Below are 13,413 nucleotides of genomic sequence, written 5' to 3' on the forward strand. Positions count from 1 at the left end.
CACCGTCCCGGCTCCACTTGTTTGGGCTGCGCCCTACGCCACCTCAGGCGGCAGCATCAGCTTCGCACCGGGAATGGCGTTGAGCAGCGCCTTGGTGTAGTCCTGCTGGGGCGACTCGAAGACGTCGTCCGTCGAACCGGTTTCCACCAGCCGGCCCTTTTCCATCACGCACACGTGGTCGGCGATCTGCCGCACCACGGCGAGGTCGTGGGTGATGAACAGGTAGGTCAGCCCAAGGTTGGCCTGGAGGTCGGCGAGCAGGTTCAGGACCTGCGCCTGCACCAGGACGTCGAGGGCGGACACGGCCTCATCACAGATGATCACCTCCGGATCGAGCGCCAGGGCGCGGGCGATGGCAACACGTTGCCGCTGCCCGCCGGAGAGCTCGTTCGGGTACCGCTGCATGGCGGACTGGGGCAGCGCCACCTGGTCCAGCAGGGTCCGGACTTTCTTTTCCCGGCTTGCCTGGTCCCCGATCTTATGGACCCGCAACGGTTCTTCGATCGTGCGGTAGATGTTGTACATCGGGTCGAGCGAGCCGTACGGGTCCTGGAAGATCGGCTGGACCCGCCTGCGGAACTTGAACAGTTCGGCCGGTTTCAGCGCCGAGGTGTCGACGCCGTCGAACAGGATCCGGCCCTCCGTCGGCTTCTCAAGCTGGAGCACCATCTTGGCCACCGTGGACTTGCCGGACCCCGACTCCCCCACGATCGCCGTCGTGGTTCCGCGCCGCACATCGAAGCTCACGCCGTCGACGGCCGCGAAATCCGCCGCCTTGCCCAGCCCCTGGCGGAGCTTGTACACCTTCCGCAGGTCCTGGATCTGCAGGAAGGTATCGGACTTCGCCGTTTCGGCAGCAGGCGCCAGCAGGTCGGTCGTCTCCACGCCCTGTTCCTTCGCCACCTGGATACGGCGGCTGGCGAGGGACGGGGCCGACTCCACAAGCCGCTTGGTGTACGGGTGCTGCGGGTTGCGGAGCAGTTCCAGCGACGGTCCGGCTTCAACGACGCGGCCCTGGTACATCACGACAACCTTGTCCGCGCGCTCGGCTGCCAGGCCGAGGTCGTGGGTGATCAACAGGACGGAGGTGCCCAGTTCGTTGGTCATGGTTTCCAGGTGGTCCAGGATCTGCCGCTGGACCGTCACGTCAAGGGCCGACGTCGGCTCATCGGCAATCAGCAGCCGCGGCTGGCAGGACAGGCCGATGGCGATCAGGGCTCGCTGGCGCATGCCGCCGGAGAACTCGTGCGGGTACTGGTTGGCCCGGCGCTTGGCGTCCGGCAGCCCTGCCTGGGAAAGCACCTTGGCGATGTCGTCCGGCCCGCTGGGCCGTCCGTTCGCGCGCAGTGTTTCCCGGACCTGGTAACCGATCTTCCAGACCGGGTTCAGGTTGGACATGGGGTCCTGCGGGACCATGCCAATGGTGTTGCCGCGCAGTTCGATCATGCGCTGCTCGCTGGCGTGGGCAATGTCCTCGCCGTCGAGCAGGATCTGGCCGCCGGATACCTTGCCGTTGTTGGGCAGGAGGCCAATGGCCGCCAACGCGGTGGTGGACTTGCCGGAGCCGGACTCCCCCACGATGGCCACGGTTTCGCCGGGCATGATGGTCAGGTGTGCGTCCCGTACGGCCTTGACTTCGCCGCCACCGGTCTTGAAGGTGATGGCGAGGTCGCGGATTTCGAGCAGCGGCCTGATCCCGGTGGTGCCGGCCTCGTCAATGCGGACGTCTGGAGTTGTCATCTCGTTATCTCTCATCGCTGACGGCTCTTCGGGTCGAGGGCGTCGCGCACGGCGTCACCCAGCATGATGAAGCTCAGCACCGTGATGGACAGCGCCGCGGCCGGGTACAGCATGATTTCCGGCCGGGTCCTGATCGATGCCTGCGCACCGGCAATGTCGTTGCCCCAGGACATGATGCTCTGCGGCAGGCCGATGCCCAGGAAGGACAGGGTGGCTTCCGCCACGATGAACACGCCCAGTTCAAGCGTTGCAAGGACGATGATCGGTGCAAGGGCGTTCGGCAGGACGTGGCGGATCAGTGCCCCGAACTTGGAAACACCCAACGCCCGTGCCGCCGTAACGAAGTCCGCGTTGCGTACCTCAATCACCGCGCCGCGGGTAATACGGGCCATCTGCGGCCACGCGAGCAGCGATATGACGAACACTACGGTCCACACGCTCTTGTTCTCGCGGAACAAGGGAAGCTGCGTGATGACCAGCGCACCCAGGACCAGCGGCAGGGCGAAGAAGATGTCGCCCAGGCGTGCCAGCACGGCGTCGATCCAGCCACCGTAGTAGCCGGCGAGGGCGCCGAGGGTCACGCCGATGACCAGGACGCAGAGCACCGAGAGCAGGCCCACGGAAAGCGAGGCTTGCGTGCCGTGGATGACCCTGGAGTAGACGTCGCAGCCCTGGAACGTGAAGCCGAACGGGTGCCCCGCGGTGGGGCCGCCTTCGGAGTTGCCAAGTTCGCAGCCGTCGTTGGGGGGCGTGGAGGTGAACAGGCCGGGGAACAGCGCAATCACGACCAAGGCAAGGATCAACAATGCCGAGATGATGAACAGCGGACGACGGCGGAGCTTGCGCCAGGCGTCTGCCCACAGGCTGAGTGGGGCCTGGTCAGTCTTGACGGCATCCGTTGCCTGCAGCGGGGTCTCGTCGATGGGGGCCACAAAGTGGTCATTTTTACTGGTCATAGCGGATCCTCGGGTCAAGCCAGGCGTACAGGAGATCGACAAGCAGGTTGGCCACCACGAACACCAGCACCAGCACGCTGACGATGGAGACGATGGTGGGGCCTTCGCTACGGAGGACTGCCTGGTAGAGCTTGTTGCCTACGCCGGGAACGTTGAAGATGCCCTCGGTCACGATGGCACCGCCCATCAGGCCGCCAAGGTTGGCGCCGAGGTAGGTCACCACCGGAATGAGCGAGTTGCGCAGGATGTGCGCCAGGACCACCCGGGGGCGCGAGAGCCCCTTGGCGGTGGCGGTCCGCACGTAGTCGGCGTTCATGTTTTCGCTCACGGACGCACGCGTCAGCCGGAGGACGTAGGCAAAGGAGACGAGCCCCAGGACCACGGCCGGCAGCAGCAGGGTGACCCAGTCGGCGTTGGCGCCCACAGTGGGTTTCGCCCAGCCGAGCTGCACGCCAAAGACGAGCTGGAAGACGAAGCCCAGCACAAACGTGGGAACGGCGATAACCACCAGCGAAGCTACCAGGACCGTGGAGTCGAACCAGCCGCCGCGGCGCAGGCCCGCGAATACGCCGAAAGCGACGCCAAAGATTGCCTGGATTGCCAACGCCTCGACGGCCAGCATGGCCGTCACGGGGAAGACCCGGGCAAGGCTGGCCGCGATGGGCTGGCCGGTGAAGTCGTTGCCCAGGTTGAAGGTGAAGAGGTTCTTGAGGAACAAGCCGTACTGGACCCAGAAGGGCTGGTCCAGGTTGTACTGGCTGCGCAGGGTGTCAATGACTGCCTGCGGGGGCTGGCGGTCGCCGAAGAGTGCGGCGATGGGGTCGCCGGGCAGGGCGAACACCATGTAGTACACCAGGAGGGTCGTGCCGAGGAACACAGGGATCACCTGCAGGAGTCGGCGCAGGATAAACCGGATCACAGGATCACCTGCCTTCCGGTAGGGGGGAAAACGCGTTCATGAATGCCTTCCTGCCGCTTGCAAGCCAATGGGGGCCCGGACGTAACCGGAACCCCCATCAGCCTTCGGCAAGTTAGATCTGGGCCTACTTGGCGGTAATGCCGTAGTAGAGGATTTCACCGTTCCAGCCGGTCTCGGCCTTCACAATGTTGTTGCTCCACACGATCGGGCGTGCCTGGTCCCAGAGCGGCAGGCCGGGCAGGTCCTGGAACAGGACCTCCTGGGCCTGGTTGAACTTGGCGTTGGCCTCGTCCGTGCTCTTGGCTGCCAGGCCTTCCTTCAGCAGCTTGTCGAACTCCGGGTTGGAGTACTTCTCGTAGTTGGAGGAAGCGCCCGTGGCCCATACCGGTCCCAGGAAGTTGTAGAGCGACGGGTAGTCACCCTGCCAGCCTGCGCGGGTCAGGCCCGGCAGCTGCTGGGACTTGCGCAGGTTGAGGACCTCGGCGAACTTCGCGAACGGCTGGATTTCAGCCTGGATGCCGAGGTTGTTCTTGAAGCCGTTGGCAACAGCGTCGATCCATTCCTTGTTGCCACCGTCGGTGTTGGAGGCAATCTGGAGCGGCTTGGAAGCGTCGTACGGCTGGATCTTGTCGGCCTGGGCCCACAGGTCCTTGGCCTTGGCGGGATCGAACTTCAGGACTTCGCTGCCCTTGAGGCCTTCCTTGAAGCCGTCGATGACCGGCGGAGCGAAGGCCTTGGCCGGGGTGCGGGTGCCGTTGAAGACAACCTTGGCGATTTCCTCGCGGTTGATGGCGTAGGACAGAGCCTGGCGGCGCAGCTTGCCGGCTTCACCCTGGAAGTTCGGGTTGTAACCCGGGATGTTCAGGGTGGAGTCGGTGGCAACAGCCTTGGTGGCGTTGCGGTCCGGGAAGTCGTTGACGTAGGTCTTCAGCGCGTTGGACGGCAGGACGTCAGTGATGTCCAGGTTGTCCGACTGCAGGTCCGTGTATGCGGGGCCCGGATCGGTGTAGAACTTGAAGGTCACGCCGCCGTTCTTGGCTTCGCGGGTGCCCTTGTAGTCGGCGTTCTTCACCAGGGTGATGGACTGGTCGTGGACCCAGGAACCCTGCTTTTCGAACTTGTAGGGACCGTTGCCTACCGGGTTTTCACCGAAGGTCTTGGGGTCAGCCAGAGCAGCGGAAGGAAGCGGGTAGAAGGCGGAGTAGCCAAGGCGCAGGGACCAGTCGGCCTCAGGCTGGGCGAGCTTGACCGTGATGGTGGAATCATCGGTTGCCTGCAGTCCGGACATCGTGTCGGCCTTGGGAGCCGGGGTGGTGGTGGTCTTGCCGTCGGCACCCTTCACCGAGTTCACGGCCGAGACGTCTTCGTAGCCGGCGATGGACTCGAAGAAGAAGCCGTTGTTCTGCAGGTTCTTGGAGTTCGCGGCGAAGTTCCAGGAGTCAACGAAGGTCTTGGCCGTGATGGCTTCCCCGTTGGTGAACTTCGCGCCCTGCTTGACCTTGATGGTCCAGTTCTGCGCGTCGGACGACTCGATGGAATCGGCCAGTGCGTTTACGGCCTTGCCGTTGGCGTCGTAGCTGCGAAGGCCTTCGAAAAGCAGGTTTACGACGCGGCCGCCGTAGACCTCATTGGTGTTCGCCGGCAGCAACGGGTTTTGTGGCTCATTGCTGTACGCGGTGATGACCTTGTTCGGATCGCCGGCAGCAGTGCTGGACCCGCCAGTGCTGCCGCCGCCGCCGCACCCGGTCAGGGCAAGCGCGGCGATTGCCACGATGCCCAGTGCTTTGGAAGTGCGCGTAAAACGCATTCCGCCTCCTATGAGTTGTGGGAGAGAGATATTGGGGAAATCTTGTGCTTCCCCGCAGGCTGGACACAGCTGAGTGCTGTGACGAAACCTACATATACGGGTTAGCCTAACCGCACGAAGTCCGGATACTGGTACTCCGTTGCCAAACCGTGACCGGAGCAGTCAAATACCCCGCGAGTGGTGGGCAGTTACGCACGTCACATGCTACTCGTCGGTACGCCAGACGGCGAATCGGGGCCGTGATCGTTCACGTTTAGGCGCCTCCGTTCGCAGCGAAGGGCGCTCCCGGCCTACGCCAGCCGCCAGTCCCAGACGTTCCACCAGACACCCACGGGACCGGGGCTGGTTTTCACGCCGGCCACCCGGGAGTTGAACGCGGTGGTGCCCAGGGTCTGGTAGAGCGGCAGGCCGTAGGCGTCCTCCCAGACGTGCCTGTCGATGTCGGCAAGGAGTTCGTCCTGTTTGCCAAGGTCGGTGGTGACGGCCAGTTGCGCCATCACCTTGTCCGCATCGGCGTCGGAATAGCCCGTGAAGTTGCTGCCGCCTCCGGTGCGGAAGATCTGCGGTACCCGGCTGACTCCCGCTTCCGTGCCGATCCATCCGGACAACGCCGCGTCATAGCCGCCGCGGCTGAGCGATGCTGCCCAGTCGGCGCTTGCCTGGCCGCCGTCTTCCACCCGGAAGCCCGCCCGTTCGGCCGAACCCCGGATCAGTGCGAAGGCCTTGGCGCGGTTGGGGTTGTCCCGGTTGTAGAGGATGCGCACGGTGGGCGTGGCGCCCCTCAGGAGGCCCTTGGCGGCGTCGATGTCCACCTCGGCGTAATCCGAGGAGCCGTTTTTCTTTACGGTGTCCGCGTATTTGGGCTGATCGGGCAGGAAGACCTGTGAATCCAGCGGTTTGTTGTCCACTGCCTGGCCGCCCAGCACGGCATCCACGATGTCCTGCCGGGGAACAGTTTTGAGGAAGGCCTCGCGGACGTCCTTGTCCTTGAAGGGGCCGGCGAAGTTCAGGTCGAGATGGTCGTAACCGGCCTGCTTGTAGCGTTGCACAGTGATGCCCTGCCCGGACAGGCCCGTGAGCAGCGCATCGGTGGCAGCGGATGGCTGTGGCGAGATGATGTCCGCCTGCCCGTTGCGCAGGGCGTCGACGGCGGCAGGCACGGCACCGGTGAATCGAACGTTGATCTCGTCAAGCCAGGGTTCCTGGCCCCACGTGTAGTCCCGGTTCCGAACCAGTTTCATGGAAACCTCCGGGACGATGTCCCGGACGATGTAGGGGCCGTTGGAAAGGTACAACGCCGGATCATCCGGGATTTTCTTCGTGTCGAAACCGGTGTTCCAGAAGTCGCTGACCTTCTTGAGGGCCGCGATGGTTACAGGCTTCTCAGGATTGCCGCGCGGCGTGTCCTTCAGGAGGTCGACCAGGTCTCCTTCGTCGGTTAGCCCGCTCTTGGCCGCGACCACATGGGCCGGGAGCCCGACGTCGAATGCCACTTCCCAGTCGGCGTACGGTGCGGCGTACTCGAGGGTGATGGATCTGCCGTCCGAGCCGAGTTCCGGAAAGACCGTCCCTGCCAGGCCGGTGGCGTTGGAGGCTGTTGCGAAGTATTTGGTGCCTTTCCCGGTGCCGGGGTCGACGTCGTCGAAGTAGCCGGATCCGGCAGCCCAGCTCAGGAGCAGGTCGGCGGCGCCTACCGGAGCACCGTCGGACCACTTGACTCCCTCGTTGACCGTGTATTTCACCTTGAGGGGCTGGTCCGACACCTTTTCGTAGTGCCCGAACTTGTCGTTGCGGACCACCTTGGAGCTGTCATCGAGGAAGAAGAAGCCGGAGTGCGTAATGGCGCCGATCTTCGTGTTGATGTCGGTGTTGCCGTTTGCGCTGTACGGGTTGAAGGAGGAGAAGGCGTTTACTTCCGCGACGGTCACGCTGCCGCCGCGCTTGGCCTCCCCCACCACCACCGAAGGGGCACCCCCGCCGGAGCAACCGGACAGAATCAGGGCGGCCGCCACCGCAGCAGTGAGCAGTTGCATCAGCTGCCTGGCCGGCATGCCGCCTCCTTTGTGTTTTTCCCTCTCCGGAGGGCAACGGGCCGCCACGAACACGCCCGGTGAAATCAGGATACGCGGTGCCACTGCCCAGTCATCGAATCCTGTCCCCCTCTCCCGTAAACGGGGGCTTCCGGACCAGCCGGTCACGGCCGGGGTCATCCAGCAAGGCGTGGGCACGGGCCCGGTGGTTGTCCTTGACCGCCGGATCCATCCGGTCCCACAAGGACACGACCATCCGCGAGCGCGGATTCCGTTCGAAGACCGGACGGTGGTCATCGATGAACGACCAGTACAACCCGTCCCAGTCAGCCATCCACTCCCCCGCCGGCAGGTCCGACATCTTCCGCAGGTAGTTGCTGCCCGAGACGTAGGGTTTGGTGGTGATGTCGGCCCCCGCGGCGAACTGGCTCATGGCGTAGACGTTGGGCACCATCACCCAGTCGTAGGCGTCGATGAACATCTCCATGAACCACGCATAGACATCGTCAGGGTGGATCCGCAGCAGGGACATTGCGTTGCCCAGCACCATCAGCCGTTCGATGTGGTGGGCATAACCGGTGGCCAGCACGCGCGATATGACCAGGTCCACGGGTGCCAGCCCTGTCCTGGCATCCCACCAGCCCGCACCGGGCCGGTTCCGGTGGTTGAGCAGGTTGGCTGTTCGCATCCGGCGGCCCCGCACCCGGTAGGTGGCCCGCATGTATTCGCGCCAGCCGATCACCTGCCGCACGAAACCTTCAAGCGAGGCCAGTGATGTGGCGTCGCCGGCGCCGTCCAAGGCAGCGTCCAGGACTTCGCGCGGATCCAGCAGGCCGATGTTCAGGACCGGAGTAAGGAGGCCGTGGTTGATGAACGGATGCTCGGCTGAGATCGCGTCTTCGTAGGGTCCGAAGCCGCCCAGGCGCTCTGAAACAAATTCCTGCAGATGTTCGCGGGCCTCCCGGGTCGTGGTAGGCCAGGCGAACAGGCGCGGGTCGCCCGGGGCATCCGGGAATTCGTGCGCCACCCATTCAATCGCAAGGCCAACCTCGCGGGATGCCTCGTCGCTGTGCCGGCTTCGGGCCGCCAGGGAGGGCTCAGCCAGCGCATCAAGGTCGAACGCGCCTTGCTGCTGGAGAGCGGGGTGGTCCCTGAAGCGGCTGACGGTGGGTGGAACATGCCCCCGGGGAAGCTTCTTGCGGTTCTCCGCGTCGAAGGACCATTTTCCGCCGGCCGGTTCGCCGTTATCGACCAGGATGTCCAGCCGCCGGCGTTGCCAGATATAGAAGTCCTGCATCCGTGGCCGGTTATGGGAGAACCAGTCGTCGATCTGCGTGCGGGCCGTCAGGAAGTTCGGCGTCTCGAGCACGTCTTCGCTGCGCAGCCGGTACCCGCCGTCGGCCAGTCCCGCAGCCAAGTCCTGCTCAAGCCAGTCATCGACGACGTCGAACCAGGTGACGGACAGCGGACGCCGTTGCCTGACCAGCTCGGCAAGCTGGACGCGTGACGTCCGGGTCCGGTCGCTGGCGAGGACCACCACGTCGTAGCCGAGCCCGCGAAGCCGGCGGGCGAACCTGGCCATGGATGCGCGGTGCAGCACCAGTTTGTGGGAGTGGAAGGCGTACTGGCGGAAGTAGAGGTCATGCTCGATGAGCACGAAGACGGTGTCCGTGCCCGTCTCCTCCCAGTGCTTCTCGAAGAGTTGATGGGGCAGGACAAGGCGCAGGCGTGGTCCATCAGTCATAGGGAAACCCTATGGTGCCTCGGTTTCGGCCAGGGCCGCGGGCGGTAGGGTGGACGGACGTCAGGCAATGGCATTGGGGGAAGAATGCTTGAAAACACCGCACGGCCGTCACAGCCGCCACCACCTGCAGCCCATCGCCGCGTCCGGCAGGCGGACCTGCCGGCAGAACAGTTGTCCGCCCTGGAACCGGTGCCGAAAGGACGGCTGGCCGGTTGCGTCCTGGCATTGCTCCTCGGCGGCTGGATGCTCGCAGTCCCGGTTGTCCTCATTGACCGGCTCAAGGATTCTCCAGGAACGACGGCGGGGGTGCTGTCCGTCGTCGTCGTTGCCTGCGCTGTTGTCACCGCCGGCCTCGGGGGGTTCCGTTTCTTCAACCCGAGGGATGAGCGCAAGCCACTGCGGTTGTCCCTTTCTGCTGCCCTGACGGCAAGTATCGCTGCCGGCGCCGCGTCTGCCCTGGTGCCCGAGTACGGCGTGCTTCTGGTGATTCCGGCAGTGTTCGCCGGAATACCTGCCCTGGGCCTGCTTGTGAGGGACGCCAGGGCAGGCTGACCGCCGGGGCCTGCACCCGTTCTGGTCCCGGCCGGCCTCAGCTACGGGTGGTTTGCTGGAGGCAACCGGGCGACACCACCCTGACCGTACCCGCCGGATTGTTGACCAGGGCTGCCGCGGGGCGGACAGGCCGCCGCTGCAGGTCGCCACCGCAGTTGGGACATGACCTGTTGGGGAAGCGCCCGACGCAGTCCGGGCACCACGTGCATTCAAAGGTGCAGATGTAGGCGGGATCGGACGGCGCAATGTCGCGGTCGCAACATTCGCAATTGGGACGGATCTCAAGCATCCGACAACTCTAGCCAATGGGACCCGCACAAACGCCCGGTACACCTTGAGGCTGGACTCCCGGACGGCCACTGCCTGTGAACGTTCGACAGGGTGGATAGGCTGGGTGCATGGCGACCGTTATTCTCGTGCGGCATGGCCGCACCACTGCCAATGCCACGGGGCTGCTGGCCGGCCGGGCGGCCGGCGTCGGCCTGGACCAGCTCGGACGGGACCAGGCGGCACTGACCGCGGACCGGCTCGCGCCGGTGCCGTTGGTCGGCGTGGTGTCCAGTCCGCTTGAGCGGTGCCTGCAGACCGCCCGGTTCATCCTGGACCGCCAGGCCGGTGCGCCGCATGCGCCGACCGATCCGGATCTCACTGAGTGCGATTACGGCCAATGGCAGGGCCGCCTGCTCAGCGAACTCGCAACCGACGCGCTGTGGCCGGTCGTGCAGTCGCAACCGTCCGCCGTCGTCTTTCCGGGCGGCGAAGCCATTGCCACGATGCAGGCCCGGTCGGTGGCAGCTGTCCGACGCCACGACGCAGCCTTCGAAGCCGAGTACGGGCCGGGGGCCGTCTGGGCAGCGGTGAGCCACGGCGACATCATCAAGTCAATCCTCGCTGACGCGCTCGGCATGCACCTTGATCTGTTCCAGCGGATTAACGTCGGTCCCGCGTCCGTATCGATCGTGCGCTACGGTGCCAACCGGCCGAGCGTCTACGCCACCAACACCGATGCCGGCGACCTGTCGTGGTTGTCGAAGGGCATGGACGCCGTCGACGCTCCGGTAGGCGGCGGCGCGGGGCACAAGGCGCCGTGAACCCCATGTGCCTAGAATACTGACATGCCTACACGTGTTCACGAGTTTGACTGGCCTGACCGGGTGGTTGTTGGCACCATTGGCCTGCCGGGGGCGCGTACGTTCTACCTTCAGGTACGGGCAGGGGCGCAGCTGGTGAGTATCGCCATGGAGAAGCAGCAGTCCGCCCTGCTTGCGGAGAAGATCGACGAAATCCTCGACCAGCTCATCACCGTCGAGGGCAATCCCTTCAGCATTCCCACTGGCACGCCCCTTGAACTTGTCGACAACGACCAGCTTGAGGCCGTCCAGGAACAGTTCCGCACCGGGGCCATGAGCTTGGGGTGGGACCCCAGCACGGCCCAGGTGGTGATTGAGGCGCATCCCATTACCGATGCCGATGACGACGACGAATCGTTTGACGAGGACTCCGACGAGTCGGAAATGTTGGTGGTGCGGATGCCTGTCGGCACCGCCCGTGCCTTCGCCAAGCGGACCCGTGAGATCGTGGGCGCCGGACGTCCAGCGTGCCCGATCTGCGGCTACCCCATAGACGCCGACGGGCACACCTGCACCCTTCCCGAGGCCTGATGCCGGCGCCGGACCTGCTGGCCGCCGAGCTGACTCTCACCGGCCGCATCACGACGGCATCAAACGCTACGTTCCTGGGCAGCATCGGCGACGTGGCCGTCGTTTACAAGCCGGTTGCAGGCGAGCGGCCGTTGTGGGATTTTCCCGCGGGATCCCTGGCCCGCAGGGAGGTGGCCGCGTACCGGGTCTCGCAGGTCCTGGGCTGGGACATCGTGCCCCGCACCTGGCTGCGCGATGGTCCGATGGGCGAAGGGATGGTCCAGCTCTGGCAGGAGCGGGACCCCGCCCAGAGCCCCGTGGACCTGGTCGCTACGGAGCAGGTGCCGGAGACGGGCTGGAAACAAATCCTCGAGGGACAGGACGAGCGTGGACGGATGGTCGCGCTGGTCCACGAAGACTCGCCGGCCCTCAGGCGCATGGCAGTGTTCGACATCATCGTCAATAACGCCGACCGCAAGGGCGACCACATCCTTGCCATGCCGCGCGGACACCGGCACGGCGTGGACCATGGGCTCACCTTTCACAGCGACCACAAGCTCCGCACGGTGCTGTGGGGATGGCTGGGAGAGGCCCTGACCGCCGAGGAGCGCGCCGGCGTCGACCGTGTCAGCGCGGGACTTGACGGCGAACTGGGCCGGGACCTGGCGGACCTGATCAGCGCCGAAGAAATCGCATCGCTCGCCGCCCGCTGCGCCCGGTTGCGCCAGACGGGGCGGTTTCCGGCTCCGAGCGGCGAAATGTCGGCGGTACCTTGGCCGCTGTTCTGAGGAACTTCCCCCGGATGCTTCGCAGCCATCGGGCATGAGGGTGGCCGCATGATGCCCGCCAACCGGAGACCAAAGAACGAAGGCCGCCAAGAACCATCGTTCTTAGCGGCCATCGCACCGGCGCCCCTGGACTAGACGTTGAAGCGGAACTCCACCACGTCGCCGTCGGCCATGACGTATTCCTTGCCCTCGATCCTGACCTTGCCGCGGGACTTTGCCTCGGCCATGGATCCTGCTTCGACGAGGTCGTTGAAGGACACCACCTCGGCCTTGATGAACCCGCGCTGGAAATCGGAGTGGATGACACCGGCGGCCTGAGGTGCCGTATCGCCCTGCCGGATGGTCCAGGCGCGGGTTTCTTTCGGCCCGGCGGTGAGGTACGTCTGGAGCCCCAGGGTGTGGAAGCCAACACGGGCGAGCTGGTCGAGGCCGGATTCGTCCTGGCCGTTCATCTCGAGCATCTCGCGGGCTTCTTCCTCGTCCAGTTCGACAAGGTCGGACTCAAGCTTGGCGTCGAGGAAGATGCAGTCGGCCGGGGCCACCAGGGCGCGCAGCTCAGCCTGCTTCTCGGGGCTTCCGAGGATTCCCTCGTCGGAGTTGAAGACGTAGATGAACGGCTTTGCGGTCAGCAGGCCGAGTTCCTTCAGGTGCTCCATCTCCAGCTTGTCGCTCTTGATCGAGGAGAAAATCGTGTCGCCACGTTCCAGCACCGCCTGGGCGGCCTTCACGGCGGCCAGTTCGGCGGCTTCGCGCTTCTTGATCTTGACTTCTTTTTCGATCCGCGGGACGGCCTTTTCAATCGTCTGCAGGTCAGCGAGGATCAGCTCGGTGTTGATCGTCTCCATGTCGGACCGGGGGTCCACCTTGCCGTCGACGTGGATGACGTCGGGATCGTCGAACACGCGGACCACCTGGGCGATCGCCTCGGCCTCGCGGATATTGGCCAGGAACTGGTTTCCCAGCCCTTCGCCCTCCGAGGCGCCCTTGACGATCCCGGCGATGTCGACGAAGGACACGGCGGCGGGAAGCACGCGCTGGGAGCCGAAGATGGCAGCCAGCTTTTCCAGCCGCGGGTCCGGCAGGTTGACGACGCCGACGTTGGGCTCGATCGTGGCGAACGGGTAGTTCGCCGCGAGCACCTGGTTGCGGGTCAGTGCGTTGAAAAGGGTTGATTTGCCGACGTTGGGCAGTCCGACGATGCCAATAGTTAGAGCCACGAGCATTGATTCTACCCGCC

Annotated in this window: 12 protein-coding genes; 4 read left to right on the forward strand and 8 right to left on the reverse strand. The window is 65.0% G+C overall.

Annotated features, from left to right (window positions below; genetic code table 11):
• Positions 1-33: 33 nt before the first annotated feature.
• The 6 genes from AC4EEV_RS04410 to AC4EEV_RS04435 form a co-directional block, all read right to left on the reverse strand.
• A complete protein-coding gene (locus AC4EEV_RS04410) occupies positions 34-1,740 on the reverse strand; it encodes a dipeptide ABC transporter ATP-binding protein (protein WP_109863723.1) in 1,707 nt (568 codons plus the stop codon).
• A gap of 11 nt (positions 1,741-1,751) precedes the next feature.
• Positions 1,752-2,696 (reverse strand): ABC transporter permease, encoded by a 945-nt coding sequence (locus AC4EEV_RS04415; protein ID WP_109863722.1) that lies wholly within the window; start codon positions 2,694-2,696, stop codon positions 1,752-1,754.
• Positions 2,686-3,615 (reverse strand): ABC transporter permease, encoded by a 930-nt coding sequence (locus tag AC4EEV_RS04420; protein ID WP_109863721.1) that lies wholly within the window; start codon positions 3,613-3,615, stop codon positions 2,686-2,688. Before AC4EEV_RS04420 ends, AC4EEV_RS04415 begins: the two co-directional genes overlap by 11 nt.
• A 124-nt stretch (positions 3,616-3,739) precedes the next feature.
• The gene (locus AC4EEV_RS04425; RefSeq protein WP_109863720.1) at positions 3,740-5,422 is read right to left on the reverse strand and encodes a peptide ABC transporter substrate-binding protein; all 1,683 of its coding nucleotides are present in this window, start codon (positions 5,420-5,422) and stop codon (positions 3,740-3,742) included.
• 290 nt (positions 5,423-5,712) lie between these two features.
• Positions 5,713-7,473 carry an ABC transporter family substrate-binding protein gene (locus tag AC4EEV_RS04430; RefSeq protein ID WP_491330225.1) on the reverse strand — a complete coding sequence of 587 codons (1,761 nt, stop codon included), beginning with the start codon at positions 7,471-7,473 and terminating at the stop codon, positions 5,713-5,715.
• 91 nt (positions 7,474-7,564) lie between these two features.
• Entirely contained in the window at positions 7,565-9,196 is a 1,632-nt protein-coding gene (locus AC4EEV_RS04435) for a cryptochrome/photolyase family protein (RefSeq protein WP_491330226.1), read from the reverse strand.
• Positions 9,197-9,280: 84 nt separating this feature from the next.
• Between AC4EEV_RS04435 and AC4EEV_RS04440 the strand changes: the two genes are divergently transcribed.
• A complete protein-coding gene (locus AC4EEV_RS04440) occupies positions 9,281-9,748 on the forward strand; it encodes a hypothetical protein (protein ID WP_133831024.1) in 468 nt (155 codons plus the stop codon).
• A gap of 37 nt (positions 9,749-9,785) precedes the next feature.
• On the opposite strand, the gene AC4EEV_RS04445 is transcribed toward AC4EEV_RS04440, so the two are convergent.
• Positions 9,786-10,037, reverse strand: coding sequence for a DUF1272 domain-containing protein (locus tag AC4EEV_RS04445; RefSeq protein WP_491330227.1), 252 nt, complete (start codon positions 10,035-10,037; stop codon positions 9,786-9,788).
• A gap of 109 nt (positions 10,038-10,146) precedes the next feature.
• On the opposite strand from AC4EEV_RS04445, the gene AC4EEV_RS04450 reads away from it, so the two are divergent.
• Genes AC4EEV_RS04450 through AC4EEV_RS04460 form a run of 3 tightly spaced genes read left to right on the forward strand, consistent with a single transcriptional unit; the run spans position 10,147 to position 12,176 of the window.
• Positions 10,147-10,839 (forward strand): histidine phosphatase family protein, encoded by a 693-nt coding sequence (locus AC4EEV_RS04450; RefSeq protein ID WP_491330228.1) that lies wholly within the window; start codon positions 10,147-10,149, stop codon positions 10,837-10,839.
• Between the two features lie 24 nt (positions 10,840-10,863).
• A complete protein-coding gene (locus tag AC4EEV_RS04455) occupies positions 10,864-11,409 on the forward strand; it encodes a DUF3090 domain-containing protein (protein WP_109863714.1) in 546 nt (181 codons plus the stop codon).
• On the forward strand, positions 11,409-12,176 hold the full coding sequence (locus AC4EEV_RS04460) for an SCO1664 family protein (RefSeq protein WP_109863713.1): 768 nt from the start codon (positions 11,409-11,411) through the stop codon (positions 12,174-12,176). The genes AC4EEV_RS04455 and AC4EEV_RS04460 overlap by 1 nt, the downstream gene beginning before the upstream one ends.
• Before the next feature lie 131 nt (positions 12,177-12,307).
• Here AC4EEV_RS04460 and ychF read toward each other — a convergent pair whose 3' ends face one another.
• A complete protein-coding gene (gene ychF / locus AC4EEV_RS04465; protein WP_109863791.1) occupies positions 12,308-13,393 on the reverse strand; it encodes a redox-regulated ATPase YchF in 1,086 nt (361 codons plus the stop codon).
• Positions 13,394-13,413: the final 20 nt, after the last annotated feature.

The organism is Pseudarthrobacter sp. MOO14, assembly GCF_058267675.1.